26 protein-coding genes and 1 tRNA gene are annotated in these 24,285 nt (G+C 41.8%); 9 read left to right on the top strand and 18 right to left on the bottom strand.

The window, feature by feature from the left end; translation table 11 throughout:
• Positions 1-55: 55 nt before the first annotated feature.
• From tnpA to P2W73_RS14100, 3 genes are all read right to left on the bottom strand, one after another.
• Positions 56-556, bottom strand: coding sequence for an IS200/IS605 family transposase (gene tnpA / locus P2W73_RS14110; protein WP_276502707.1), 501 nt, complete (start codon positions 554-556; stop codon positions 56-58).
• 71 nt (positions 557-627) lie between these two features.
• Positions 628-2,007, bottom strand: coding sequence for an aminotransferase class III-fold pyridoxal phosphate-dependent enzyme (locus P2W73_RS14105; protein WP_276502706.1), 1,380 nt, complete (start codon positions 2,005-2,007; stop codon positions 628-630).
• A gap of 396 nt (positions 2,008-2,403) precedes the next feature.
• A complete protein-coding gene (locus P2W73_RS14100) occupies positions 2,404-3,861 on the bottom strand; it encodes a CoA-acylating methylmalonate-semialdehyde dehydrogenase (protein WP_276502705.1) in 1,458 nt (485 codons plus the stop codon).
• Positions 3,862-3,953: 92 nt separating this feature from the next.
• Here P2W73_RS14100 and P2W73_RS14095 point away from each other — a divergent pair, with 92 nt between their 5' ends.
• The gene (locus P2W73_RS14095) at positions 3,954-4,544 is read left to right on the top strand and encodes a TrmH family RNA methyltransferase (protein ID WP_276502704.1); all 591 of its coding nucleotides are present in this window, start codon (positions 3,954-3,956) and stop codon (positions 4,542-4,544) included.
• A 67-nt stretch (positions 4,545-4,611) separates the two neighbouring features.
• A complete protein-coding gene (locus tag P2W73_RS14090) occupies positions 4,612-5,094 on the top strand; it encodes a TlpA disulfide reductase family protein (protein ID WP_276502703.1) in 483 nt (160 codons plus the stop codon).
• 1 nt (position 5,095) lies between these two features.
• On the opposite strand, the gene P2W73_RS14085 is transcribed toward P2W73_RS14090, so the two are convergent.
• From P2W73_RS14085 to P2W73_RS14035, 11 genes are all read right to left on the bottom strand, one after another.
• Positions 5,096-5,293, bottom strand: a complete 198-nt coding sequence (locus tag P2W73_RS14085; RefSeq protein WP_276502702.1) for a hypothetical protein — start codon at positions 5,291-5,293, stop codon at positions 5,096-5,098.
• A gap of 125 nt (positions 5,294-5,418) precedes the next feature.
• Positions 5,419-6,024, bottom strand: coding sequence for a thioredoxin family protein (locus tag P2W73_RS14080; protein WP_276502701.1), 606 nt, complete (start codon positions 6,022-6,024; stop codon positions 5,419-5,421).
• A 39-nt stretch (positions 6,025-6,063) separates the two neighbouring features.
• Positions 6,064-7,029, bottom strand: a complete 966-nt coding sequence (locus tag P2W73_RS14075; RefSeq protein ID WP_276502700.1) for a YihY/virulence factor BrkB family protein — start codon at positions 7,027-7,029, stop codon at positions 6,064-6,066.
• Between the two features lie 5 nt (positions 7,030-7,034).
• Positions 7,035-8,045 (bottom strand): endolytic transglycosylase MltG, encoded by a 1,011-nt coding sequence (gene mltG, locus P2W73_RS14070; RefSeq protein WP_276502699.1) that lies wholly within the window; start codon positions 8,043-8,045, stop codon positions 7,035-7,037.
• A gap of 137 nt (positions 8,046-8,182) precedes the next feature.
• On the bottom strand, positions 8,183-8,533 hold the full coding sequence (gene secG, locus P2W73_RS14065; protein WP_276502698.1) for a preprotein translocase subunit SecG: 351 nt from the start codon (positions 8,531-8,533) through the stop codon (positions 8,183-8,185).
• A 1-nt stretch (position 8,534) separates the two neighbouring features.
• Positions 8,535-9,365, bottom strand: coding sequence for a DUF8458 domain-containing protein (locus tag P2W73_RS14060; protein ID WP_276502697.1), 831 nt, complete (start codon positions 9,363-9,365; stop codon positions 8,535-8,537).
• A 135-nt stretch (positions 9,366-9,500) separates the two neighbouring features.
• On the bottom strand, positions 9,501-10,124 hold the full coding sequence (gene lptE, locus P2W73_RS14055; protein ID WP_276502696.1) for an LPS assembly lipoprotein LptE: 624 nt from the start codon (positions 10,122-10,124) through the stop codon (positions 9,501-9,503).
• Positions 10,117-11,355: a sigma-54 interaction domain-containing protein gene (locus P2W73_RS14050; protein ID WP_276502695.1), complete on the bottom strand. Its 1,239-nt coding sequence runs from the start codon at positions 11,353-11,355 to the stop codon at positions 10,117-10,119. Before P2W73_RS14050 ends, lptE begins: the two co-directional genes overlap by 8 nt.
• A 37-nt stretch (positions 11,356-11,392) precedes the next feature.
• On the bottom strand, positions 11,393-12,943 hold the full coding sequence (locus P2W73_RS14045) for a MiaB/RimO family radical SAM methylthiotransferase (protein WP_276502694.1): 1,551 nt from the start codon (positions 12,941-12,943) through the stop codon (positions 11,393-11,395).
• Between the two features lie 125 nt (positions 12,944-13,068).
• Positions 13,069-13,140: transfer RNA gene (locus P2W73_RS14040), tRNA-Gly, on the bottom strand.
• A 23-nt stretch (positions 13,141-13,163) separates the two neighbouring features.
• Positions 13,164-13,679 carry a hypothetical protein gene (locus tag P2W73_RS14035; RefSeq protein WP_276502693.1) on the bottom strand — a complete coding sequence of 172 codons (516 nt, stop codon included), beginning with the start codon at positions 13,677-13,679 and terminating at the stop codon, positions 13,164-13,166.
• Between the two features lie 164 nt (positions 13,680-13,843).
• Between P2W73_RS14035 and P2W73_RS14030 the strand changes: the two genes are divergently transcribed.
• Positions 13,844-14,035, top strand: coding sequence for a hypothetical protein (locus P2W73_RS14030; RefSeq protein ID WP_276502692.1), 192 nt, complete (start codon positions 13,844-13,846; stop codon positions 14,033-14,035).
• Between the two features lie 29 nt (positions 14,036-14,064).
• Here P2W73_RS14030 and P2W73_RS14025 read toward each other — a convergent pair whose 3' ends face one another.
• Complete coding sequence (locus P2W73_RS14025) at positions 14,065-14,844, bottom strand: (Fe-S)-binding protein (RefSeq protein WP_276502691.1); 780 nt, start codon at positions 14,842-14,844, stop codon at positions 14,065-14,067.
• A gap of 167 nt (positions 14,845-15,011) precedes the next feature.
• Here P2W73_RS14025 and P2W73_RS14020 point away from each other — a divergent pair, with 167 nt between their 5' ends.
• From P2W73_RS14020 to P2W73_RS14010, 3 genes are all read left to right on the top strand, one after another.
• Complete coding sequence (locus P2W73_RS14020; protein WP_276502690.1) at positions 15,012-16,052, top strand: hypothetical protein; 1,041 nt, start codon at positions 15,012-15,014, stop codon at positions 16,050-16,052.
• A gap of 194 nt (positions 16,053-16,246) precedes the next feature.
• Positions 16,247-16,981: a LysE family translocator gene (locus tag P2W73_RS14015; protein WP_276502689.1), complete on the top strand. Its 735-nt coding sequence runs from the start codon at positions 16,247-16,249 to the stop codon at positions 16,979-16,981.
• A 27-nt stretch (positions 16,982-17,008) separates the two neighbouring features.
• Entirely contained in the window at positions 17,009-17,503 is a 495-nt protein-coding gene (locus P2W73_RS14010) for a DinB family protein (protein ID WP_276502688.1), read from the top strand.
• A gap of 307 nt (positions 17,504-17,810) precedes the next feature.
• Here the strand turns inward: P2W73_RS14010 and P2W73_RS14005 are convergent, their stop codons facing one another.
• Complete coding sequence (locus tag P2W73_RS14005) at positions 17,811-18,140, bottom strand: DHCW motif cupin fold protein (protein WP_276502687.1); 330 nt, start codon at positions 18,138-18,140, stop codon at positions 17,811-17,813.
• A 71-nt stretch (positions 18,141-18,211) separates the two neighbouring features.
• Complete coding sequence (locus P2W73_RS14000) at positions 18,212-19,534, bottom strand: 4Fe-4S dicluster domain-containing protein (protein ID WP_276502686.1); 1,323 nt, start codon at positions 19,532-19,534, stop codon at positions 18,212-18,214.
• Positions 19,535-19,614: 80 nt separating this feature from the next.
• On the opposite strand from P2W73_RS14000, the gene P2W73_RS13995 reads away from it, so the two are divergent.
• Together P2W73_RS13995 and P2W73_RS13990 are read left to right on the top strand one after the other, a co-directional pair.
• Complete coding sequence (locus P2W73_RS13995; RefSeq protein WP_276502685.1) at positions 19,615-20,115, top strand: phosphoribosyltransferase family protein; 501 nt, start codon at positions 19,615-19,617, stop codon at positions 20,113-20,115.
• A 367-nt stretch (positions 20,116-20,482) separates the two neighbouring features.
• The gene (locus P2W73_RS13990) at positions 20,483-21,235 is read left to right on the top strand and encodes a LytR/AlgR family response regulator transcription factor (RefSeq protein ID WP_276502684.1); all 753 of its coding nucleotides are present in this window, start codon (positions 20,483-20,485) and stop codon (positions 21,233-21,235) included.
• A gap of 30 nt (positions 21,236-21,265) precedes the next feature.
• Here P2W73_RS13990 and P2W73_RS13985 read toward each other — a convergent pair whose 3' ends face one another.
• Positions 21,266-22,306 carry a DUF2279 domain-containing protein gene (locus P2W73_RS13985; RefSeq protein WP_276502683.1) on the bottom strand — a complete coding sequence of 347 codons (1,041 nt, stop codon included), beginning with the start codon at positions 22,304-22,306 and terminating at the stop codon, positions 21,266-21,268.
• 110 nt (positions 22,307-22,416) lie between these two features.
• On the opposite strand from P2W73_RS13985, the gene P2W73_RS13980 reads away from it, so the two are divergent.
• Complete coding sequence (locus tag P2W73_RS13980; protein WP_276502682.1) at positions 22,417-24,141, top strand: phospho-sugar mutase; 1,725 nt, start codon at positions 22,417-22,419, stop codon at positions 24,139-24,141.
• Positions 24,142-24,285 lie beyond the last annotated feature (144 nt).

The following is a 24,285-nucleotide window of genomic DNA, read 5'->3' as shown; positions in this document are numbered from 1 at the left end:
ATGACCTGGTTTTATCTTCATGTCTCCGTAGGAGACAAATATTTATAGAAATGTATCATGAGTCTCTCTCCAACTCCGTAGGAGTTGAATATAAACTATCAAACAATTCAAACAAATATTTTTCATCATATTCCACATCAAAATCTTTTAGTAGTTCAATATATTCCTGCCTGAATGTTTTCTTTTGATGGTGTATTTCCTGATTTTGAATGTACCTGCATATTTCATCAATGTCCCGAAGCCTGTATGAAAAAGCGCCATAACCTTCCTGCCAGTTAAACCGGTGGTTAGTCCAATGTTTATCATTTATCAATGAACTGCTTGCCACTTTTATATCTTTAACAAGGTCTGGAATAGAAACTGAAGGTTTATAACCAATAAAAATGTGAATATGATCCGGCATGCCATTTATAGACAGCATTTTGCTTTTGTTGTTTTGAACGATACCGGTTATATATTTATACAGTTCATTTTTCCACTCCTTGTGAATAAGGCTTTGCCGGTGTTTAACGGCAAAGACAAATTGGATGTATAATCGTGTAAATGTATTTGCCATTTTTATATGATTGGGTTTACAGAGTTCTGTGCGCCTGAGCCGACAGGCAAATTCGCAATTGTCGTAATTCCCTACGAAGTTGTGTGCTCATCAGCGATCCTGATCGCTTCACTTATGATCGTCAGTCCTTCATCAATCTGCTCTTTTGTAATAATCAACGGCGGTGCGATAAAAATATAGCTCCACCGAACAAAAGTGTACATCCCGAGCTCCTTGATCTTTGCCGCTACCTTGTTCATCACCGTCATTTCATCAGGCCTTGCATTGAACGGCGCCATCGGTTCCTTTGTTTGCCGGTTTTTTACCAATTCCAGGCAACCTAGTAAACCGGTATTTCGCCAATTGCCAATACTTGGATGTTTTTGTTTCAACTTTTCAATTTGTGCATCCAGGTATTTACCCATAGCTGCAGCATTAGCGATCAGGTCATCATCTTCATAGATCTTCAATGTTTCCAGTGCAGCGGCACAACTGACCGGATGAGCTGAGTAAGTAAGACCCAGTGGTAATACAGCATCGTCATATTTTGCGGCGATCTTATCCGATACCATCAGGCAACCGAAGGGAAGATAGCCACAGGTTAATCCTTTAGCCATACAGATCATATCAGGTATGATGCCGTGGTTTTCAAAACCAAACCATTTGCCTGTTCGGCCAAAGCCACTCATCACTTCATCCATAATTAATAAAATGCCATGCTTGTTGCAGATTTCTCTTACAGCTTTCAAATAACCAACCGGGTATTGCAAACAACCTGATGAACCAGATTCACCCTCTAATAAAATAGCGGCGATATTCCCGGGATTCTCATAAGCAATCATTCGTTCCAGTTGTGCAACAGATTCTTTCAGCAGACTTTCTTCGCCATATTCCCAACGATACAGGTAGGGAATATCAATATGTACAAAGTTGGGAGCCTGTTGTGCATCCATCGGTATTCGGCGCGGGTCGCCACTGGCACTCAAGGCTCCATACGATGCACCGTGATATGATTGATAACGGGTTATTATTTTATGCCGGCCAGTATATAACCGGGCCAGTTTAATAGCATTCTCGATAGACGTAGCGCCACATAAAGTAAAGAAGGCTTTATTTAGGTCGCCGGGGCAAATTGCAGCTAATTTTTTTCCCAACTCACCCCGCACTTTTGTTACGCAGCTGGGAGTAACGTAAGCAACTTGCTGCATTTGTTTAACCACGGCATCAGTGATGCGTTGATTGCCATGACCAATGTTCACATTCATCAAGCCCGACGAAAAGTCAATATATTTTTTGCCGTCATAGTCATAGAGATAAACTCCTTCACCGTATTTAACAGCAATAGGATTAGTACCTTTTTGTTTGCTCCAGGAAAACAACGTGTAATCCTGGTTGGTTTGAATTATTTCGCCCCCTTCTCCCAAAGGGGTGCTTTGAAGTTCTTGCGATTTGGAAATTGTTCTTGTGTTCATATAAATTTAAAAGAACGCAGATTCTCATGATTATTAAGATTGATTATGAGTTTAATCTGCGCATATAATAAAAATCATAATCATTGTCGTGTTCTTAATCCATTTGTCTGAACCATGATTTGGGCGGATTAAATGATTTATAGGATTTAATTTTCCCATAATCCTATAAATCGTGGTTCAGACAGGCTAACTCATCCAGTTTACTCCCGCTTCAGGATTCCGGCCTCATCCTCCAACTCCTTCTCCCAAGGAGAAGGAGCGGTGCTTTGGTGCATATCCAAACTGTGTATCTTCCACATCAGCATTATAACAACTTCCAACAAATAAATATACTTCGACTATCAGGGTTGTGCGTTAGCAAGTCTCACCTTTGGGGGGAGATTTAGAGGGGGCCGCCTAACTCATCCAGTTTACTCCAGCCTCAGGATTCCATTTGGTTGTACTCTTTTTCAACTTTGTCCAAAACTCAATGGAACTTTTGCCGGTTATATCACCCACGCCAAATTTGCTTTCATTCCAGCCGCCGAAGGAGAAAGGTTCTCTTGGCACGGGTACGCCGATATTTACGCCGATCATTCCTGCACTGGCCCTGTCAATGACGTAACGTGCCATACCACCATTTTGTGTAAACACTGAAGCCGCATTGCCATATGGATTGGCATTTTCAATTGCCAGCGCTTCATCAACAGTATTCGTACGCATGATCGAAATGACCGGTCCGAATATTTCCTCTGTTGCCACTGACATATCAGGTTTTACATAGTCGATCACTGTGGGACCGACATACGTTCCTTTTTCCTTACCTTTTACGGTTGCATGACGACCATCTACTAATACCTTTGCGCCCTGTTGTTCTGCTTCCGTAATATATTTTTCAATTCTTTCCTGTGAAGCTTTATTAATGACAGCACCGAGGTTTTCGCCAGGAATAATCTTCTTTGCTTCCTCGCATATTTTATCAATGATGTGATCAATATTACCTACACCTACCATAGCCGAAGCCGCCATACACCGCTGGCCGGCACAACCACTCATACTGGCGGCAACATTTTGCGCCGTCATTGCAGGAATCGCATCCGGCAATACCATCAGGTGATTTTTAGCTCCACCCAGGGCAAGACATCTTTTAAAATGAGAAGTGGAACGTTGATAAACGATCCTGGCCACTTTTGTGGAACCCACAAATGACACCGCTTCAATACCCGGATGATCGCAAATAGCTTCTACAATTTCACCATCACCATGCACTACGTTAAAGACGCCATCCGGCAGGCCGGCCTCTTTTAATAACTCAGCTAATCTACCGCAACTCAGTGGCACTTTCTCCGATGGTTTTATGATCATGCAGTTGCCTAACGCAATGGCATTCGGAATGGTCCAGTTGGGAACCATGGACGGAAAGTTAAAAGGCACAATAGAAGCAACAACCCCCAGCGGTACATGCTCTGTTCTGCATTCCACTCCCTTACTTACCTCCAATACTTCGCCGGTGATTAGTTGCGGCAGCGAAGTAGCGAACTCAGTGAGCTCAACACTTTTTTCAATTTCAGCTAATGCTTCGCCGTAGGTTTTGCCATTTTCTTCCTGTATTAACTCCGAAAGCTCCCGGATATGTTTTTCCAATAAATGTTTATAACGAAAGAATACCTGTACTCTTTCTTTGATCGGAGTTTTGCTCCAGGCAGGAAAAGCCGCTTTAGCCGCTTTTATCGCTGCATCCAGGTCCGCCGCTGTAGACATCGGTACTTTCGATAATAACTCTCCGTCAATTGGAGAAATAACATCCAATGACCGCTCGGAGGTGCCATTGACAAACTTTCCGTTAATATAATTTTGAACAGGTGAGTACTTCATAAAATGTTTTTTCTTTGTCACAAAAAAGCGAAAATCATTCCTTATAAATATACTTAATTTGAACAGGAATGCAAGCTAAAGCCTGTTGATTTATGACACCACAACGAATGGAAAAATTGACCGCCGTATTGAATAAACGACAGGACGATATCACCATCGTTCTGGAAAATGTGTTTGATCCGCATAATATTTCCGCAGTGATGAGAACCTGCGATGCGGTGGGGATACAGGAACTTTTTATTTTGAATACGAGAATTCCCCGGCATAAAAAATGGGGCTTCAAAAGTTCATCCAGTGCAAAAAAATGGCTGACTGTTCATCAGTATGAAAATGCAGGAGAATGTTTTTCATCCTTGCGTAAAAGGTATTCATCCATTTTAACGACTCATTTAAGTGACGATGCAGTAAGTTTATACCAGGTCGATTTTACCAAAAGCATAGCGCTGGTTTTTGGCAACGAACATAATGGGGTGAGTGAGGAGATAAGGGCAATGGCAGATGGCAGCTTCGTGATACCACAGGCCGGAATTATTCAATCATTGAATATAAGCGTTGCATGCGCTGTTAGTTTATACGAAGCATTCCGGCAAAAATCACTGGCTGGTCATTATGATCAGCGGAAACTGGATGAAGCGAGATACAATGAGCTATTAAATGAGTGGAGTTTTAAAAGAACGGAATAAAATTTTGAATATTCAATCCTGACCCCTGAGCCTGTCGAAGGGTCGAAGGATCAATTCACAATGCTTAATGAAAATAGTTACAATCATATTTAGTGCTTTATTTATTACGCTGCCTGTTTTCGGACAACAAGCAAAAAAAATAAAGATCACGGATCTTGAGAAAATAATTGCAGAAAGCAAAACGCCGCTGGTGATCAATTTTTGGGCTACCTATTGCAAACCATGTATTGAAGAAATGCCCTATTTCCTGGCCCTTGAAAAAGAATACAAAAAGGACAACCTTCAACTGTTGCTTGTCAGCCTCGACATGGAAGATGATTACCCGTCGAAGGTCGATGCATTTCTGCAAAAAAGAAAAATAACCAGTGTGTCAGCCTGGCTGGATGAAACCAATGCAGATTATTTCTGCCCCAAAATTGATGCATCCTGGTCAGGTGCGTTGCCGGCCACTCTTTTTGTCAACAATAACGACAGGTATAAAAAGTTTGTCGAAGATTCTTTTTCTAAGGAAAAATTGAAAAAAGAAATAGAAGCTATGTTGAAGCGGTAAGCTAAACGGTATCTTCCTGTTCAGCCTGCTCTTTTGCCCGCACCAGCAGGTATAGAAAATAGATGCCTGCACAAAGACTTACAATAGCCAATATCAATCCAAGCGGACTGCCAGCCTGTATACTTTTTGCGATAGAATAGCCAACCATTACCATAAAGCCAAGGATAATAGCTTTGTTGATCAGTGCGGGGGATAACATAAGCGTGGTTTTTAGGTGATAAAGTGAACGATCCAGCATTAGGATGCAAGGCTGATTTATTTCCATACGGGTACATAAAAAAGCCTACAATTTTTTTTGCAGGCTGTGTATCACTTGTTTCCGGTTTATAATCTTTTTATAGTGCAGCCAACCGAACGGGTAGTGGTAGTAGACACCTGTTTACCGGCTACCATTTCCTCAATAGCAATCCTGGCATGCTGCCTTGTTACCTTATCAGGACCGTTTGCATTGTCGTCAATGGCACCGTGGTAGACCAGCTTACCTGATTTGTCGAAGAGGAATAGCTCCGGAGTGCGGGTGGCGCCAAACGCATCGGCCATTACCGAATTTTTGTCCACTACATAACTGAATTTATACCCCTGTTCCCTTGCATAGTTCTTCATGTCTTCATACGATTCGCCATCATCCCTTGTCGCTTCGTTGGAGTTTAACAGCACTACACCGATTTCTTTATCACTGGCAAACTTTCCTATTTCCAATGTTCTTGATTGGTATTTACCCACAACAGGACAGGTATTACAACTAAACATTACCAGCAATCCATTTTTCTTATTTACATCCCTGAAAGAAACTTCTTTGCCTGAAATGTCTTTCATTTTTGTGTCTGGGTTAGGCAGTGCGGAGCCGATTGGTAATGGCTCATTCACTAAATGAGCCAGAAGCAAAGCGATTGCCAGGGCAGGCGCCAGTGAAAAGAATGATTTTTGCATAGCGTTAGGTTTAGGGTTCTTTACAAATTTCAACAAAAATCAGGCTACATGATTTCCGCTGACAATGTTTTTATTCCTTTCATCCACTTCGTGTTTTAAGGAATTGATACTCACATTTAGTTCGAATCCAATCAGCAATACCAGTGAATTAAAATAAATTAGTAACATCAGGATCAGCACCGTGCTAATAGAGCCATATAGTTCATTATAATTCGAAAAATTGCTGACCCAATAAGAGAAGCCTGCGGTAAAGAGAATCATCAGGAACGTGGCCAGTATCGATCCGGGATTGACTAGTTCCCATCGCTTGTGCACGGAAGGAGCATAACGATATATAAACGAGATGCTGAAGAAAAAAAGTAAAACTATAACTACCCAGCGCAGGTTATGAATCACGGTGATCAGGGTGGAATTGGTGATGCCTAACCACCTTAGTACAGATCCCTGCATGATAAGAGTGAGGATGGACGTGAAGAATAAAATAAACAAGATAAATGTTAGACGCAGTGCTACCAGCCGTTCATGAAAATCATTGCGCTTTGTGAAACCAATATAGTTTCGATCAAAGGATCGCATGATGCCCATGACTGCATTGGACGAGAAAAACATCGCCAGCAAAAAGCCGGTTGATAACAAACCAGTACGTTGGTTACTTAAAATATCCGATAAAAATTTTATCAACCTTCCGTTGTTCTTTTCACCGGGCATTACATCTCTTATCAATGAAAACATCTGGTTGACGAATTCCTGTGAAATAGGCAGGTAGGGGATAAGGGTAAACAGGAAGATCACGGCGGGCGGAATGGTCATAGTGAAGTTGAAAGAAATGGCCGAGGCTCTTTCGGTGAATCCTGTTTTATTGGCTTGTAAAAAGAAAAACCGGATCACATCGAAAAGCGGAATACCCTGGAAACCCGGCAGCAAAATCTTTTTGCTTTTCCTGATCAGGAATTTTACCGGTGTTGATACCAGGAATCTTCTCCGTAGACGGGTTAGCCAATGCATGCAAATTATTTGATATTCCTTTTATTCAATTCCTGCTGGTACAGTTTTGCATACTTCATATGTTCTGCATAGTTAGTAGTAAAAATATGAGTGCCATCAAAAGCACTGTTTGCAACAAAATAGATATAGTCTGTCCTGGGAGAGTTCAATACGGCATCGATTGTTTCAACTGCCGGTGTACAGATGGGACCGGGCGGCAAACCTTTATTGATATAAGTATTGTATGGCGATGGAGTATCAAGATGGCCTCTTAATACTCTTTTAATTCCAAAATCCCGTAATGCAAATTTCACCGTTGGGTCCGCCTGCAAGGGCATTCCTTTTGCAATCCGGTTGAGGTACACACTGGCTACATTTGGCTTGTCTGTTTTTGAGTTGGTTTCTTCTTCGATGATAGAAGCCAGCGTTGATACCTGCACAGGAGTTAAGCCAAGGTTCGTGGCTTTTTGTTTCCGTTCATCTGTCCAAAAGTTTTTATAAGCGGCATTAAAATGTTGAAAGATGTTTTGTGGCGTTGTGTTCCATTTAATCGTGTAGGTAAAAGGCATCGCTATTGCCATGACGGTACTTGTATCAAAATTGTATTCTTTCAATGAATCAGCATTATTAAGAAATTGCATCATTTGGGCTGAATCACATTCAAACAAATTACCAATGCGGGAAGCGAGCGATTCCTTTGTTCTTAATTTCGTGATCACAAAATTTACCGGGGATTGCTGGCCATTCTTCAGCATACGAACCAGGCTTACAAGGCTCATTCCTTTTTTTATTTCGTAACGCCCGGGCTTTACTTTTTCATACCCAAGTATTTTTGAGGCCCAGCCAAACCAAATTGAACCAGACATTATTTTTTGGTGTTTCAGGTCCGTTTTTACACCTTCAAAATTTTGACCGGTGTGTATATAGAAATATTTTTTTTCAGGAGCATGTAAAGTGGGGCCCAAAAATTTCCAGGCTACAAAAGCAACTATTAAAACGACAGCTAGTAGAAAGCCGAGTATGATTTTTCTTTTCATCCCTTTTTAGTTTTCTGAGATATGGATAGATTATACCATTTAAATATTAGTTTAATCTTATAGCTATGGTATAAAAAACAAATTAAACAAAAAACCCTGTCTTTGCGACAGGGTTTCTGAATATTATAACGTTTTGATTATTTGGCAGGAGAATCAAGAGGCACGGTGTTCGATGGTAATTGTGCAGGCTGTGTCGCGGGTTGCGTAGCAGCCGGAACCGATGCGCCACTGGCTTTACTATCTACTGAACCAGAAGAAGTGTTGCCGGTAATGAAAAAAGCAGAAAGCAGGCATAGAAGACCCACAACAGCAGCGAAAATCCAGGTGCCTTTTTCCAGCACATCTGTTGTTTGTTTTACACCCATGAATTGATTGCTGAAGCCGGCAATACTGCCAGTCAGGCCACCGCCTTTAGGGTTTTGGATCAATACAATAAGTCCCAACACCACTGAAGCCAGAATGATCAAAATCACAAATAAAATAGTCATATCACAAATTCTTTAATTGTTCAATTTTGGCTGCAAAATAAGAGCTTTTGGCGGGATTGAGCAAACTTAATTTCCGGTAGACTTCGGTGGCTTTTCGAACATTTCCCTGCTTTTCCCACACTTCCGCCATGGTTTCTGTAACAACTTCGCGGTCGTTAATAGATGTTTCTGCCATCTTCTCTACCTTTTTCTCATCAGCAGGGCTGATGTCAGCGGTAATTTCAGAGACAGGTAATCGTTTCATTATTTTTAGCCACTCGGTAAAGCTTTTAAGTTGTTTGGTAAACGAATCCTTTGGCTTTTCTTCTTGTTTAGGGTTTATTCCTTGTGAAGCAAAATAATCGATGGTATGATACGGCTCGAATGTCAGTTCTGCTTTGGATGGATCAATCGGTTCTATTTTTAGTTTCGGTATTTCTAATGCAGGTTGATTTTCCAACGAACCTTCTTCATCAAAGGGTTCGTCATTTTCCTTTTGTGTTTTGTGGGAATAGGTCTGGTCAACTACTTTCTCCACCGTAGCCGGAGTTTCCATTTCGGTGTTCCTGTTAAACACAACCGGTTCTTCCTTTTTTTCAACAATGGTGTCGTCTGAATTATCATTGATCAGGTGATCGAACCATACTGGGTTTTGAAAAAACAGGGAAGCTTTCTGAATATGTTTATTGTCCGAAGAAGTGTTTTGATCTTTTAGTTTTTTCGCAAAGAGTAACTGCGCCGGGCCAAAAAAAGGATATTTGTTTACAAGCTGCTGCAGTTCATCTACGGAGCAATCACGAAGTGATAATTTCCCGGTAAGGGATTTGGTTATTTCATTGACAGGAGCGTTCATGGCCGCAAGGTAAGAAATTGACAGTTATTGGTTAGCAACTGAAACTGCATGATAGCTCAAATGTTGCAGTTAATGCGGTTGATTTATGTTTTATGATTCCTGCGCCTTGTTACTTGTGCCTTGTTCCTTTGTAGGTTACCAATTGGAAAAAATGCGGTTGAAAATATCATCTGTGAGGCCACGAATGATCTCGTCCCCCAGACTGGCTTCTGCTTGTTGTATGGATTGAGTGGCGGCGAATTCAAAATTCCGGCTTACATCATACTCCTGGGTTTTATTGGCTTTCTGATCGTTTAGAATGATATGCACCGTTACTGTCAGCCTGTTTGTTGTTTGTTGGCGATTGCCTCCCTGGGTGGTAAGACCAGAAGTGCTGAATGAATAATTGGAAATATGCCCTCTAATATCCCAGTCAGCATTATCATTATTAGTTTGTGAAAGCCTGGTTTGGCTGACGATCTTTTGCCTGAGTTTATCTGTAAGTCTCGGGCTTAGTTGAGGGTTGACATAGGAAGCCCTGTTCTCGATGAAATTTACTTTGACCGACCGTATACTGTCAGGAATAGAAACATCGCGGAATTTATAAACGTTGCAACTACTATTGCCTGCTGCTGCAAAAAGAAATGCAACGGCTACAACCGCCAGGTATAAAATACGAAGCGCTTTATTAGCGGAAAGCTTTTTGCTGTTCGTAATTCTGACTTCTGACCCGCCTGTCCGGCCGGCAGGCTTCCGACTTCTAACTTCTGATTTATTCATCAATATCATATTCCTTCAGTTTCCTGTATAATGTCCGTTCGCTGATACCCAGGTCCATTGCCGCATCCTTTCTTTTGCTCCTATGTTTTTTTAGCGCTTTTATGATCAGCTCTTTTTCCTTGTCCATGATGTTGAGACTTTCTTCCACTTCCTCATGATCATCTATGTCATTGTTCATCAAAACAGGCTGTATTGCTTGTTGAGGCTGCTGTACCTGCGGCACTAAATAGGGTTGTAGCCCATCCGCCGACTTCAATTCTTTGAGACCGTTGATAAATTCATGATCCTTGGTCGCCATGCCGGGGTTTTGCAACATCTCCAGGAACATCCGCTTCAATTCTGTTACATCTTTCTTCATGTCGAAGAAAAGTTTATAAAGAATTTCTCTTTCGTTGCCAAAATCCTGTGTAGCGCCATGATGGGACGTTAATGCAGGTAGACGATTGTTGGAATAAGGCTGCAAAAATTTATTGAGGTCTTTGGCCGTAATCAGTTTTTCCTGTGAAAGAACTGACATCTGCTCTGCAATATTCTTTAATTCCCGCACATTGCCGGGCCATGGATAATTAATTAACAGGTTTTTTGCTTCATCATCCAGTTGAATAGGAGCGGTTTTATATTTATCAGCAAAGTCAGCGGCAAATTTTCTAAACAACAGGTGAATATCTTCTTTCCTGTCATGCAATGCCGGCACCCGGATGGGAACAGTGCTTAAACGATAATAAAGATCTTCCCTGAATTTTCCCTGTTGCACTAATTGCAAAAGTTCCTTATTGGTAGCGGCAATTACCCGTACATCTGTTTTCTGCACTTTGCTTGAACCTACACGAATGTATTCACCTGCTTCCAGTACCCGTAATAACCTGGCCTGTGTACCCAAAGGCATTTCGCCAATCTCATCTAGAAAAATAGTACCGCCATTCACGGTTTCGAAATAGCCTTTCCGCGAATCAACAGCACCGGTAAATGATCCTTTTTCATGACCGAATAATTCTGAATCGATCGTACCCTCGGGGATAGCGCCACAGTTGACAGCGATAAAAGGATTGTGTTTCCTGTTGGATAAAGAGTGAATGATCATGGAGAATGCTTCTTTACCTACACCACTTTCTCCATTTATTAAAACTGTAAGATCCGTATTGGCTACCTGGGCGGCTACCTGCAACGCATAATTTAGGGCAGGTGAGTTACCAATGATGCCAAACCGGTTTTTTATTGATTGAATGTCCATAATGTTTGTTGCCGGTGTCTACTGCGGCAATTATGATTTAAAACTTAGATTGTGGGATGTCGGCTATATGTCCCATTAATGTTCCCTGTGTGCAATCCTCTGCTTTCACGAGCACATAGTCTCCTTCTTTAACGGAATAGTTTTCCTTCGGAAATACCATCACTTTATTTTCAGAAGTTCTGCCCATCCATTCGGTATCTCTTTTTTTGCTGGTGCTTTCTATTAATACTTTGAAAATTTTTCCAATGTCTCTCAGGTTGCTTTCCAGCGAGAGGCGGTTTTGCATTTCCACTATTTCGGCCAGCCTTCGTTTCTTGGTCTCCAGCGGAATATCATCAGTATATCTTCTTTGCGCCAGGGTGCCGGGCCTTTCGCTGTAAAAGAACATATAGGAGTAATCGTATTTCGAATAGTCCATAATGCTCAGCGTGTCCTGGTGATCTTCTTCCGTTTCTGTACAAAAGCCGGCAATGATATCACTGCTAAGACCACAGCCTGGTAAAATTTCCCGGATGCGATCCACTTTCGCCTTGTACCATTCACGGGTATAAGTGCGATTCATCAACTGTAATACTCTTGTTGAACCGCTTTGCACCGGCAGGTGTATGTAATTGCAAATGTTTTCATACTTCGCCATGGTAAACAGCACATCGTCGGTAATGTCCTTTGGATGCGAAGTGGAGAAACGTATTCTCAGCAAGGGTGAGATCAGGGCAACCTGTTCTAATAGTTTTGCAAAGGTGATAGCTCCAGCCTCGCTTTTCGAATTGTTTTTTGCTGATAGGAGGTCTTCCTTATTATTTGAAGAGTTGTCGGAAAGCAAGGGCTGTGCGCCAGCTAAGCCTCCCATTTGGGGGGAGGTTTGGAGGATGCCGGGCTGGTAATAGTAAGAGTCCACATTTTGCCCCAACAGAGTTACTTCACGGTAACCATTTTCAAAAAGTTCCCTGCATTCATTTACGATACTTTCCGCATCGCGGCTTCTTTCTCTGCCCCGGGTAAACGGAACCACGCAGAACGAACACATATTATTACAACCCCGCATGATGCTGACAAAAGCAGAAATGCCATTGCTGTTTAAGCGAATTGGTGAGATATCAGCATAGGTTTCATCACGGCTCAACAATACATTAATGGCCTTCTGACCCGTTTCAGCTTCTTCTACCAGTCCGGGCAGCGAACGATAAGCGTCAGGGCCTACGACAATGTCCACCAGTTTTTCTTCTTCTAAGAATTTTGCTTTTAATCTTTCTGCCATGCAACCCAGCACACCAACCAGCGTCCCTGGTTTTCTTTTCTTTAGCTTGCGAAATTCGGTGAGCCGTTTGCGAACTGTTTGTTCCGCCTTTTCACGAATAGAACAGGTATTTAAAAAAATCAGATCGGCCTCTTCTACATCGCGGGTAGCGCCAAAACCTTCTTTACTTAAAATGGAAGCAACCACTTCGCTATCAGCAAAGTTCATGGCGCAACCATAACTTTCTATATAAAATCGCTTCCGATAAACGGCAGGATCATTGGTAAAGGGAGCATAAGCTTCGCCTTGCCTTGATTCATCATGTGTCTTCTGTGTCAGCAACTCAGGCATCTTGAAATATTTATCCGATAAAATTCCGGGGAGCAAATATACAAGAAAGCGGGGAAGTAAATGACAGGATGGCAGATTGCTTTCGTTAAAATCTAATAAGAAGTTGATTGATAAATAAACAACTGAGCGGCAAATGGGAATCGAACCCACGACCTTCAGTTTGGGAAACTGAAGCTCTACCACTGAGCTACTGCCGCAGACCTTATAAATCTAGCAATTTTTAGCTTTCGATTTTTACCCTCAGGCGATTTTTCAACCAGCTTTCCTTAAGTGGAATGATCCAATTGTCTTCCAATTCTTCTTTGGTTTGCACAAGATTGTTGAAATAAAGAGTATCTCCGTCAATAAACCTGTTATCAGCGGCATATTGTAGTTGGGAGAGAGGGAGCAGTTGTATTTTGTCTTTAACTACAAAGGCAAGAGTGGTGCGGTCGAACATGCTGACGGAAAATTGCTGCTCAATTTCTTTAATTACCCTGACAGAGCTATCGGTGCTGCAACCACTGACACCTGTGGCGGTTTCATCAGCCATCAGAATAATGAATTGACCGAAAAACAGGTAGCCAGCGCCTTTCACCGGGGTGCCATGACTTTTCCAGGCAGCGGTAAAATCGTTCAATATATCCTCAATACTTAGCGCTTCCTCTAATGAAAAAACTCTGTTGGCCTGGTAAATCCAAACCTTTGATCCGGAATGAAAACTACCGTCCAGAAGGTATTTATAGTCAAGTTTCATTTGTATATTTTTTATTTCTTTTTGGCCGAATGGAACGCCCCATAACCATTCGCTGTCTTTCAAAAACTTTATATGGGCGTTTCATCCCGCTAAATTACGCAAGAAATTTATGCCGATGGAACATACGCAGAATCAACCGATCGTTCTCGCACACTGGATTTATAATGAGGGAGAGTGGAGAAATTTTATTAGATGGAAGAAACTCCGCCAAAGCTGGTTTCACCTGGCTGGGCATTATTTATTCAGCAAAAAAAAAGAGGGATGTACCCGACATTACCATTGCCAGCCAAAAAGTTTGGATCGAAGATGAAGCAGAAACATTTAATGATGTTGACCAACAACTACTGAAAACTTAAAAATCTCTCACTCACATTAATTGAAAGACTTATTCCAAACTCGCTGCTACCAATTCAGCTACATCCAATACCTTCACATTCTCTTCCTTCTCGGCCAGCTTTACACCATCCGTCATCATCGTATTACAAAAAGGGCATGCAGAGGCAACAATAGCCGCACCGGTTGCGATAGCTTCATTACTTCGTTCAATATTGACACGGGTAGTGCCTTTTTCTTCCTCTTTAAACATTTGCGCACCGCCGGCGCCACAGCATAAGCCTTTACTCCGGCATCGCTTCATTTCCACCAGCTCTGCATCCAATGCTTCCAACACTTTCCTCGGCGCCTCATAAATATTATTGGCACGGCCTAAATAACAACTGTCATGATAGGTGATCTTTTTGCCTTTAAAACTGCCGCCTTCTTTGATTTTTATTTTGCCTTCATCTATTAATTGCTGTAAAAAAACAGTATGATGAATCACTTCATAATTGCCGCCCAGCTCTGAATATTCATTTTTTATAATGTTAAAACAATGCGGGCAGGTAGTCACAATTTTTTTGATGCCGTAGTTATTCAGTAGTTGAATATTCTGATAGGCCATCATCTGGAACATGAACTCGTTGCCTGCTCTGCGAACCGGATCTCCTGTGCACATTTCTTCTTTTCCCAGGATAGCATAGTTGATTCCCACCTTGTCCAATATGGTAACAAACGCTTTGGTGATCTTTTGTGCACGTTGGTCAAAGCTACCCGCACAGCCTACCCAAAACAATACATCCGGCGATTGTCCATTGGCAAATAATTCAGCAACTATTGGAACGTTCATGCAATTGAAAATTTGAACCAAATCTATTACGGATTATCGGATTGTAAGGGATGGCAAGGATAATTTTTTTATAGTGGAATAACCCGGTGCGAAGGATTTCATGGTTGATTTGTTCAGTGAAATCTTTTTCAATTCCTATTTGCCCATGCTTATTTTTGCGGTTCTGCATGAAGAACAACAAATTTTTTCAACGATTGATGAATTGGGAGCTATGGAATTTTTACGTACTCTATGCTCCCATCAGTCCTGTATGGTTTTGGTATTGTTTAAGAAGTTGGTCATTTTGGTTTTTCAGTTCTTCCAATCCGACTATCACTTTTGGCGGATTTGAAGGAGAAGGAAAAAAAGAAATGTATGATCAGTTGCCCCCGGAGCTTGTTCCCCGCACTATTTATATTATGCATGACTGGCCGGTTGCCGAAGTCAAAAAAAGAATTGCAGAAGCTGATTTTCGGTTTCCTTTTATTGTGAAACCCGATGTGGGCATGAAGGGCATACTGTTCCGGAAAATTGAAAACGAAGAGCAACTCATCAAATATCATGAAAAAATACCTGTTGAATATATCGTACAGGATTTGATCGAGCTGCCGGTGGAAGTGAGTGTGTTTTATTACCGCCATCCCAATCAAAAAAAAGGAATCGTTAGTGGTTTTATTGATAAAGAGCTGTTACACGTAAAGGGAGACGGGTTATCTACTTTAAAAGAATTAACGGAGCAACATCCCCGTGCAAAATTCAGGATGGCGGAAATGCAGCATCGCCATGGTCATCGGTTTGACAGGGTGTTACCGGCCGGTGAAATATTCTACCTGTCGTATGCAGGCAATCATAACCGCGGCGCACATTTTACCAATCTTCACAACGAGATCAATGAAAAAATGCATGAAGTGTTTGATGAACTTAGTCATTACACTTCTTTTTACTATGGCAGGTACGATATAAAAACAACCTCAATCGAAGATCTTAAAGAAGGAAAAAATTTCCAGATCATCGAATTCAACGGTTGCGGTGCTGAACCCAATCATATTTATGATTGTAATATGAGCCTGGGCAAAGCGTATAAAGTTTTATTAGCACATTGGAAAGCCTTATATCAAATCAGCAGGCATAATCATAAGAATGGAACACCCTACTGGGCATTTAAAAGAGGATGGAACTTTTTAAAACAGTCAAGGGATCACTTTAAATTGCTCGAGAAATATGACTAGGCCCCCTTCCGACTTCCCCCAATAGGGGAAGCCACCAACACACTAACCTCGTTTTTCAAAAAGCATCATTGGTGATTAATATTTTTTTCATGATAATTCTTTAGACGGCACTTTTTCCTTCGATCTCCTGAACGGTGTCAAAGGGAAGCCTCCCCTTCGGGGAGGTTTGGAGGGGCTTTCGTATTTTCGTTTCTATGCATCCACTGTTCAAAATTTTTCTTACCGGCATGCTTGTTAGCTTCCTTGGCTCATTGCCGTTGGGAACGTTGAATGTTGCCGCTATGCAGATATCGGTGTCGGATGGCATTTATGCTGCCATGTTATTTTCCGCGGGATCATTACTGGCCGAAATCATGTATGTACGTCTTTCACTGGTGGCGATGGATTGGATACGAAAGCAGGAAAAAATATTCCGGATACTGGAGTGGGTTACCCTGGCTATTGTACTTGCGTTAGCCGTTACCAGCTTTTATGCAGCACTTCATCCCAAGGTCGGGAAGAATATCATCCTTAGCAGTAATATGCCTACCATTTTGTTGGGTTTTACGATGAGTGTTGTGAACCCCGTACAAATCCCATTCTGGTTTGGTTGGAGCACAGTGCTGTTTACAAAAAAAATATTATTGCCCCGCAATAGTCATTATAACACTTATATCGCCGGCATCGGCATCGGGACATTTATCGGAAACCTGCTTTTCATTTTTGGCGGTCAACTGATCGCTGATAAAATCAATACCAACCAGGACGTACTGAATTGGGTGATAGGTGGCATATTTGCGGTTACAGCACTGATACAAATCTGGAAAATGTGGAAGAAGAGGGATGCTATACATAAACTGGGACATCCCGAAGAGGTGACCGGTCATATAGAAGCACAGGTTGGTAAATTTGAAGAGAGACTGGATAAGCTGACGCATAAAGATCATTAAACATGAATAAATTTTAAATCCCCGGGTATGCCAATAAAAGATGCATTTATTGCTGAATTAAAACACGAAGCTTCGCTCACTAAGAAAATGCTGGAGAGAGTACCATTAGAGAAAGCCGAATGGAAGCCACATGAAAAATCAATGTCGCTCGGACGACTGGCGACACATATTGCTGAAAATTTTAAATGGATAGCTGATATAAAAAATATTGATGACTTTGACTTTGCCGCCAGGCCCTTTAAAGCACATGTAGCAGCTTCACAGGATGAGTTGATCTCTATATTTCAAACAAATCTTGATACGGCTGTTAATGAGCTTTCTTCCATGCAGGATGAGGATTTCAGCAAGCCATGGATAGTTCGTGTGGGCGATAAGGTGATGTTTAATACGCCCAAAAAAGTTGCTATCAGGGGCTGGGCTCTCAGTCATCATATTCATCACCGCGGACAATTGTCTGTTTACCTGCGTTTATTAAATGTGCCGGTTCCGGGCATGTATGGCCCAAGCGCAGATGAGCGATAGTTGCCTGGCTGTGTTGCGACAGTAAACGAGCAGATTGAATTGATCAGCTAGTGTCATGTTAAGTTTATTATATTGTAAACAGGTGATAAGTCGGAATGTGAACATCTCTGTGCCCCTATGTCCGTGGCGTTGTGTTCCATAATTTCTAACGACAAGAATTTGTTTGAAGCACCGAGGCACAGAGGCACTGAGACACAGGGAGAAAAAATAATTCAATAGTTTCTCTAGTGATAAGGCGGCATGTGAAAATCTCTGAGCCTCTTTGTAGGATACGTCAGCTTGTGATTAAAAATAACACTAGAAGTATTTAATCTACGATGAAAAGTTTACAGCCATCGATGGTAGAGGAACGATGAGACTCATTATTATCTCCAACAAGGTAACACATGCCTGCTGTAAGTTTCATCACCCGGCCGTCTTCCAATTCTGTCTGCATCTCGCCGTCAAAGCAATAGAGCACATGGCCCTTCTTACACCAGTGATCGGCTTTGTAACCGGGCGAATATTCCACCAGCCGGATGCGGATGTTGTTCAGCATTTTTACCTGCCAGTATGCAACACCTGTTTCACCTGCATGCTCCTCCTTTGGGATAGAAGACCAGTCAAATGTTTGGAAGGGGAATGATTGTATGTTCATTGAGAAAATTCAATTGTTGAATGCACGAATAAGATCAGAATGTTATGGTAAAAAATAAAACACCCTGGTAGTTACACCTCTTCTGTCCATCTGTCTCTTTCATCGGGACTAAATTTCCAGGGCGCAAAATTATTTTCAACATTGCTAAACATTACCGCCCATTCCTGGGGTGAATTGCTTTCCTCCATCACCAGGTAGCGGCGAAGTTGAAGAATAATATCAAGCGGATTGATGCTGACAGGGCATTCCTGTACGCAGGCATTACAACTCGTACAGGCACGTAGTTCTTCCACAGAAATGTAATCATGCAACAAGGTCTTACCGTCTTCCTTGAATTCCCCATTTTTATTAATATTCTTACCAATTTCTTCGGCCCGGTCACGGGTATCCATCATGATCTTACGGGGGGATAACAATTTACCGGTAATATTAGCCGGGCAAGCCGCCGAGCATCTTCCGCACTCTGTACAGCTATATGCATCCAGTAAATTTTTCCAGCTCAGGTCTGTGATATCCTTAGCGCCAAATTTTTTAGGTGGCTCTGTAGATGCATCTGTCGGTGCCAGTTCTGGTTGCATAGCATACAGTACCTCGTTTTGTATAGCCGGCATATTTTCCATTTTGCCCATTGGCTGCAATCTTGCATAATAAGCATTCGGAAATGCAAGAATAATATGCAGGTGCTTGGAGTAAGGCAGGTAATTTAAAAAAGCAAATATGCCAATAATGTGCAACCACCAACAGGCTCTTTCTATCGTCAGGAGGCCATTGTTGTCAGTACCATTTAAAACAGGCTGGAGTAATTGGGAGAAAATAAAATTGCCGGTAGGGTGTGCCGCATAATGTTCAACACCTCTTGTTTGCAGTAAGGTATCACTCGCATTTAAGGTGAGAAATAAAAGCATCAATGCGATCTCGGTTATCAGGATATAATTGGCATCACTGCGTGGCCAGCCATCCAGGTCCTTATTGATAAATCGCCTGAGTTTGATGATATTTCTGCGGACAAGGAAAATTGCACAGGCCACGATTACCAAAACCGCCAATACTTCAAATGCGTTGATCAGGAAAGTATAAAAGCCTCCCAGCATATTAGCAAATAAACGATGGGTGCCAAAAATGCCATCGAGCACAATCTCCAGCACTTCTATATTAATAATGATAAAACCGGCATACACAAAAAAATGCAGTACAGCCACCAATGGATTGCGAAACATTTTTTTCTGACCAAAGGCAAGTAGCAACACGTTTTGCCAGCGCTGTGTTGAATTGTCACTCAAATCTTCATCACGACCCAGTTTGATGTTTCGGCTAATCTCTTTTACTTTTTTTGAAAACAACCAAATGGCAAGGCCACTGACAAGAATGAATAAAATTTGTTGCGCTATTTGCATGGTGTATAAATACAATCGCTAATTTACGGGTTGTTAGGCAAAGGTTTAAAAGTTTAATGTTTAAAAGGTTTAATAGGTTTATGACAAAAAACAAAAATTATATACTTGATCAGCAGGCAGCAGCCCAGAAACTCCGCCGGATGGCACTGGAGATAATAGAGAATAATCATGACGAAAAAGAAATAATATTAGCCGGTATCCGGGAAAGTGGGAGTGTAGTTGCCCGTACGATTCAAAAAATGATTGGGGAAATATCGGACGTAAAAACAAAACTGTTAACTATTGCGCTTGATAAACGCATGCCACACGAAATCGAATTAAGTGAAACATTCGATTTTAATGATAAAGTCATCATCCTGGTAGATGATGTGGCTAATAGCGGTAAAACGTTATTGTATGCTTTAAAGCCATTCCTTACTTATCATCCCAAAAAGATACAGGCTCTTGTATTGGTGGAAAGAAGTCATAATTCATTTCCGGTTCATTCGGACTATGTCGGTCTGTCGATCGCTACCACGCTGCAGGAACATATTTTTGTTGAAGTGAAGGAAGAAAATATCGTGGGTGCTTATTTAGAATAAATGCACAAACGCCTGTAGGTAAAAAATGGACAAGTCTCCATTGTCAATCGCGATGATGAGCGGTAAACCAAAGTCACTCCTTTGTCAAATCCTGCTTATTTGGTAGACTGATGCATCAGCGGTCATAACCTGCCTGTCTGTCCAGTAAGGACTATGTCTTGCTGTATGACGTCGTTTTTTCATACCATCACTGAGAAAAACAAAGCAATGCTGAATAAGCCGTCGGATTCCGACCACGTATATTATTCAGAGCTTAACTCCTGGTATACCAAAAATTCCTTTCGCAGTTTTTCTCTCAAATGCGTAGTTGATCAGACAAGAGGTTTGAAAAAACAGCAATTACTTTTACGAGTATTGAAAAAATAAAATGTTGAAAGCTGTTATCATAGAAGATGAGCGGATTATAGCCGAGGAGTTTAAGAAAATGCTTTTAGACACGGCGCCGGATACTGAAGTAGTGGCTTCCATTGCTACGGTAAAGGAGAGCGTTGATTATTTATCTGCTCATCCCTCCCCCGACCTGATATTCTCTGACGTTCAATTGCCGGATGGTTTATCTTTTGAAATCTTTAACCAGGTCAGTATAAAAAGTCCCGTCGTTTTTGTAACGGGTTATGATCAATTCGTGTTAAATGCTTTTGAGCACAATGGTATCGACTACCTGCTTAAACCAATTGATCAACGGGACCTGAACAAAACATTGGCGAAGTATAAAACACTGGAAAATCATTTTGCTCAACACAATGAGTCGTTTTTACAATTATTCAAGCCAAAGGGCAGGTCGAGATTGTTGGTACGAAAGGGGATTGAAAATATCCCGCTAAAGATGGACGACATCGTGGTTATCTATACAGAAAATAAATTGGTATATGTAATCGACAAAGACGGTAAAAAATATATCGCAGAACGGCACCTGGCCGAATTGGAAGACGAATTGGATTCCTCCATTTTTTTCAGGGCCAATCGCCAATATATCATCAATATTGGGTTTATAAAAAGTTACAAGGCCTATGAAAAAGTGAAATTGCAGGTCGACCTGGTTTTCCCCGACTTACCTCATCAAATTATCGTCAGCCAGGAAATGGCCCCTCATTTTCGAAAATGGATCAATGAATTATGATTCGTTACGTGGTCCCCGGTCAAAAGATTCCTAGAAGTAAATAGCATAAGCTTTCAACTTGCCTTTACTATCCAGCATCAAAGCTGGTGCAGGGCACTTGAAAGAATTCAGCACGGCGAAAGTTGTTTTTAGAAACCTGCTTTTGGTTTTTATTTTGGTAAAGTCAATGTCAGGAGCCAGGTAGAATTGTCTTTTTCTTGGAATATCGGTCCGGCTGATTTCGTTGTCTGCATCATCCGTCCATTTATTTTCAAAGCCACCCAACATCCCATCGGCGCCATAGCCAAACGAGATATTGAGCCAGGCGGGCAGGTTGCTGTTTTTTAAAAAGGACCGGAGATTAAAACTCAGCCAATAGGTTTGTGCATTGTAATCTTTCAACATTCGTTCATACCAGGGTTTGCCAAATAGATCATCAGCCCGTTGTTCCAGTTGTTGTTCACCGTAGTCTTTGTGATGAAATGAAAATTTATATTGGATGCGCTGCTCATTCCACAAAAATTCCTGGCCCATAAACAGGCCGGAACCAAAGATATTGGCGCCGATATCGCTCCAACTCCATCCCCATTTAGCGGAGTACGCATCCATGAATTCGATAGTGGTGAGATAAGCCATGCTACTAAGGCCGCCGATCCATACTGATTTTTTATGCGGAAACCCCGCCCAGTCCCACATGGCTGTAGTGCCGCGACTGGCATTATAAGCACCCCAGGCATGCCCCGCCTTGTCCACCTGTAACCACTCCCTGCTGTCGTCAAAACTGTGAAAAGATGTTTTTGCATAACCTTTATACCAGGCGCTGTTTAATGCGATCAAAGAACCACCGTAACCGGCCACGTTGATACCTGCAATTAGTAAGACCCTTTTTTTATTAGGCACCTGATCAACTTTTTCTGCCGCAGGACTGACTAATTGTTGTGTCACAACCGTTCCGATATTTGTCGTAGTCGTATCCTGTGCAGCTAAAAAAATAAACGAACAAACAAATAATAAAAAAAGGCAGAGCTTTTTCCAGGAAGATGAAAGTAGCGTCGCAACAGACGATGAGTTTAGCACAGGTGCTGGCTTCATAAAACAAAAATACGTTTCCCCGGCTTAAGTAGATTTGCATGCTAAAAATTGATAACTTCAACCCGATAACGATCAAACAAAACCATAAACCAAAATCATAAACTAATTATATGGATGCTGCCATTCAACAAAAGGTGAATACCTGGCTTAGTGGAAATTTTGACCAGGCAACAAAAGACGAGATATTAAAACTTCAGCAAGAAAATCCAAATGAATTAGCTGATTCTTTTTATCGCAACCTGGAATTTGGTACCGGCGGGCTTCGTGGCATTATGGGTGTGGGTACCAACCGTATGAACAAATATACTGTTGGTATGGCTACACAGGGATACGCCAACTACCTGAAACAAATTGTGGGTGCTGATGAAGTTCGTGTAGCTATAGCCCATGACAGCCGCAATAACAGCCGTTTTTTTGCAGAGACAACGGCGCATGTATTTGCCGCTAATGGTATTAAGGTTTTCTTGTTTGAGGCCTTGCGGCCTACGCCGGAATTGTCATTTGCTATTCGGTATTTTAAATGTCATGGTGGCGTGGTATGTACTGCTTCGCACAATCCAAAAGAATATAATGGATATAAAGCTTACTGGAATGATGGCGGACAACTGGTGCCACCACATGATAAAAATGTGATCAAAGAAGTGGAAAAAATTGCTTCCGTAGATGATGTGAAGTGGAGCGGTAGTGATGGAAATATTACCATTATCGGCAAAGAGGTGGATGATGCCTATATGGAGATGGTAAAAGGATTGAGCGTTTACCCGGATGTGATCGCCAAGCAACACGATTTAAAAATTGTATACACGCCTATACACGGCACCGGTATTATGCTGGTGCCTGATGTATTGAAGCGCTTTGGATTTACCAATGTGACGATTGTAGAGGAACAGAAGGAACCGAATGGAAACTTTCCAACAGTGGGGTATCCTAATCCGGAAGAAAAAGAAACCATGAGTATCGGCCTGGCAAAAGCCAAAGCCATCGATGCAGACATCTTGCTGGGTACAGATCCGGATGCAGACAGGGTGGGCATCGGTATAAAAAATAATCATGGTGAATGGGTGTTGATGAATGGCAACCAGACAGCGGTACTGGCATTTAACTATATGATCGAGGCCAGGAGAGCTAAAGGGATTGCTCAGCCAAATGACATGGTGATCACGACGATCGTAACCACTGGTTTGATCAACCGCATTGCAGAGAAAAATGAGGTGGCCTGCTATAATGTACTGACAGGATTTAAATGGATCGCTGAAATGATCCGCGAGAAAGAAGGAAAAGAAAACTATGTGATCGGTGGCGAAGAAAGCTTCGGCCTGATGATCGGTGATAAGATCAGGGATAAAGATGCAGTAAGTGCCGTGGCGCTGCTTTGCGAGATGGCAGCCTATGAAAAGAATAAAGGAAGAAGCCTGTTTGAAAAATTGATTGATTTGTATGTTGAATATGGTTTCTTCAAAGAAGATCTCATTTCCATTACTAAAAAAGGAATGGACGGGCAACAACAAATAGCTGCCATGATGGAGAGCTATCGGAGCAACCCGCCTAAGACCATCAACGGATCGGCTGTTGTGAAATTGCTGGACTATGAAATAAGCAAGGGTAAAAATCCACAGACAGGCGAGGAGTGGACCATCAACCTGCCCAAGTCAAATGTGCTGCAGTTTGTATTAGCCGATGGGAGTTTGATATCGGCAAGGCCAAGCGGCACCGAACCGAAGATCAAATTCTATTTCAGCATACAGGAAAAACTGGATAATGCAGCCGACTTTGACAAAGTGAATAAACAGCTGGATGATAAACTAAAGGCAATTATCGCAGACATGAAGCTGTAATGCTATTGTAAGGGTTGCCAACTTTTTTGAAAGTTGGCAACCCTTACAGTGAATTCTTAAAATAGAAAGAGTGAACGATCTTATAGTTTCGTTCACTCTTTTTTTTGAAGGTCGGTTTAGTTCTCCGAAAAAAAAGTATAAACG

Origin of the sequence: Terrimonas pollutisoli, assembly GCF_029360765.1 — a bacterium.
Classification (GTDB): Bacteria; Bacteroidota; Bacteroidia; order Chitinophagales; family Chitinophagaceae; genus Terrimonas_B; species Terrimonas_B pollutisoli.
The sequence above is the reverse complement of the archived record's forward strand: the minus strand, read 5'-3'. Positions and strand labels throughout refer to the sequence as shown.

What these genes read in the sequence shown, in the direction of transcription:
- tnpA (WP_276502707.1), bottom strand. Translation starts at nt 556, where the DNA reads ATGGCAAATACATTTACACGATTATACATCCAATTTGTCTTTGCCGTT.
- P2W73_RS14105 (WP_276502706.1), bottom strand. Translation starts at nt 2,007, where the DNA reads ATGAACACAAGAACAATTTCCAAATCGCAAGAACTTCAAAGCACCCCT.
- P2W73_RS14100 (WP_276502705.1), bottom strand. Translation starts at nt 3,861, where the DNA reads ATGAAGTACTCACCTGTTCAAAATTATATTAACGGAAAGTTTGTCAAT.
- P2W73_RS14095 (WP_276502704.1), top strand. Translation starts at nt 3,954, where the DNA reads ATGACACCACAACGAATGGAAAAATTGACCGCCGTATTGAATAAACGA.
- P2W73_RS14090 (WP_276502703.1), top strand. Translation starts at nt 4,612, where the DNA reads ATGAAAATAGTTACAATCATATTTAGTGCTTTATTTATTACGCTGCCT.
- P2W73_RS14085 (WP_276502702.1), bottom strand. Translation starts at nt 5,293, where the DNA reads ATGTTATCCCCCGCACTGATCAACAAAGCTATTATCCTTGGCTTTATG.
- P2W73_RS14080 (WP_276502701.1), bottom strand. Translation starts at nt 6,024, where the DNA reads ATGCAAAAATCATTCTTTTCACTGGCGCCTGCCCTGGCAATCGCTTTG.
- P2W73_RS14075 (WP_276502700.1), bottom strand. Translation starts at nt 7,029, where the DNA reads ATGCATTGGCTAACCCGTCTACGGAGAAGATTCCTGGTATCAACACCG.
- mltG (WP_276502699.1), bottom strand. Translation starts at nt 8,045, where the DNA reads ATGAAAAGAAAAATCATACTCGGCTTTCTACTAGCTGTCGTTTTAATA.
- secG (WP_276502698.1), bottom strand. Translation starts at nt 8,533, where the DNA reads ATGACTATTTTATTTGTGATTTTGATCATTCTGGCTTCAGTGGTGTTG.
- P2W73_RS14060 (WP_276502697.1), bottom strand. Translation starts at nt 9,365, where the DNA reads ATGAACGCTCCTGTCAATGAAATAACCAAATCCCTTACCGGGAAATTA.
- lptE (WP_276502696.1), bottom strand. Translation starts at nt 10,124, where the DNA reads ATGAATAAATCAGAAGTTAGAAGTCGGAAGCCTGCCGGCCGGACAGGC.
- P2W73_RS14050 (WP_276502695.1), bottom strand. Translation starts at nt 11,355, where the DNA reads ATGGACATTCAATCAATAAAAAACCGGTTTGGCATCATTGGTAACTCA.
- P2W73_RS14045 (WP_276502694.1), bottom strand. Translation starts at nt 12,943, where the DNA reads ATGCCTGAGTTGCTGACACAGAAGACACATGATGAATCAAGGCAAGGC.
- P2W73_RS14035 (WP_276502693.1), bottom strand. Translation starts at nt 13,679, where the DNA reads ATGAAACTTGACTATAAATACCTTCTGGACGGTAGTTTTCATTCCGGA.
- P2W73_RS14030 (WP_276502692.1), top strand. Translation starts at nt 13,844, where the DNA reads ATGAGGGAGAGTGGAGAAATTTTATTAGATGGAAGAAACTCCGCCAAA.
- P2W73_RS14025 (WP_276502691.1), bottom strand. Translation starts at nt 14,844, where the DNA reads ATGAACGTTCCAATAGTTGCTGAATTATTTGCCAATGGACAATCGCCG.
- P2W73_RS14020 (WP_276502690.1), top strand. Translation starts at nt 15,012, where the DNA reads ATGAAGAACAACAAATTTTTTCAACGATTGATGAATTGGGAGCTATGG.
- P2W73_RS14015 (WP_276502689.1), top strand. Translation starts at nt 16,247, where the DNA reads ATGCATCCACTGTTCAAAATTTTTCTTACCGGCATGCTTGTTAGCTTC.
- P2W73_RS14010 (WP_276502688.1), top strand. Translation starts at nt 17,009, where the DNA reads ATGCCAATAAAAGATGCATTTATTGCTGAATTAAAACACGAAGCTTCG.
- P2W73_RS14005 (WP_276502687.1), bottom strand. Translation starts at nt 18,140, where the DNA reads ATGAACATACAATCATTCCCCTTCCAAACATTTGACTGGTCTTCTATC.
- P2W73_RS14000 (WP_276502686.1), bottom strand. Translation starts at nt 19,534, where the DNA reads ATGCAAATAGCGCAACAAATTTTATTCATTCTTGTCAGTGGCCTTGCC.
- P2W73_RS13995 (WP_276502685.1), top strand. Translation starts at nt 19,615, where the DNA reads ATGACAAAAAACAAAAATTATATACTTGATCAGCAGGCAGCAGCCCAG.
- P2W73_RS13990 (WP_276502684.1), top strand. Translation starts at nt 20,483, where the DNA reads ATGTTGAAAGCTGTTATCATAGAAGATGAGCGGATTATAGCCGAGGAG.
- P2W73_RS13985 (WP_276502683.1), bottom strand. Translation starts at nt 22,306, where the DNA reads ATGAAGCCAGCACCTGTGCTAAACTCATCGTCTGTTGCGACGCTACTT.
- P2W73_RS13980 (WP_276502682.1), top strand. Translation starts at nt 22,417, where the DNA reads ATGGATGCTGCCATTCAACAAAAGGTGAATACCTGGCTTAGTGGAAAT.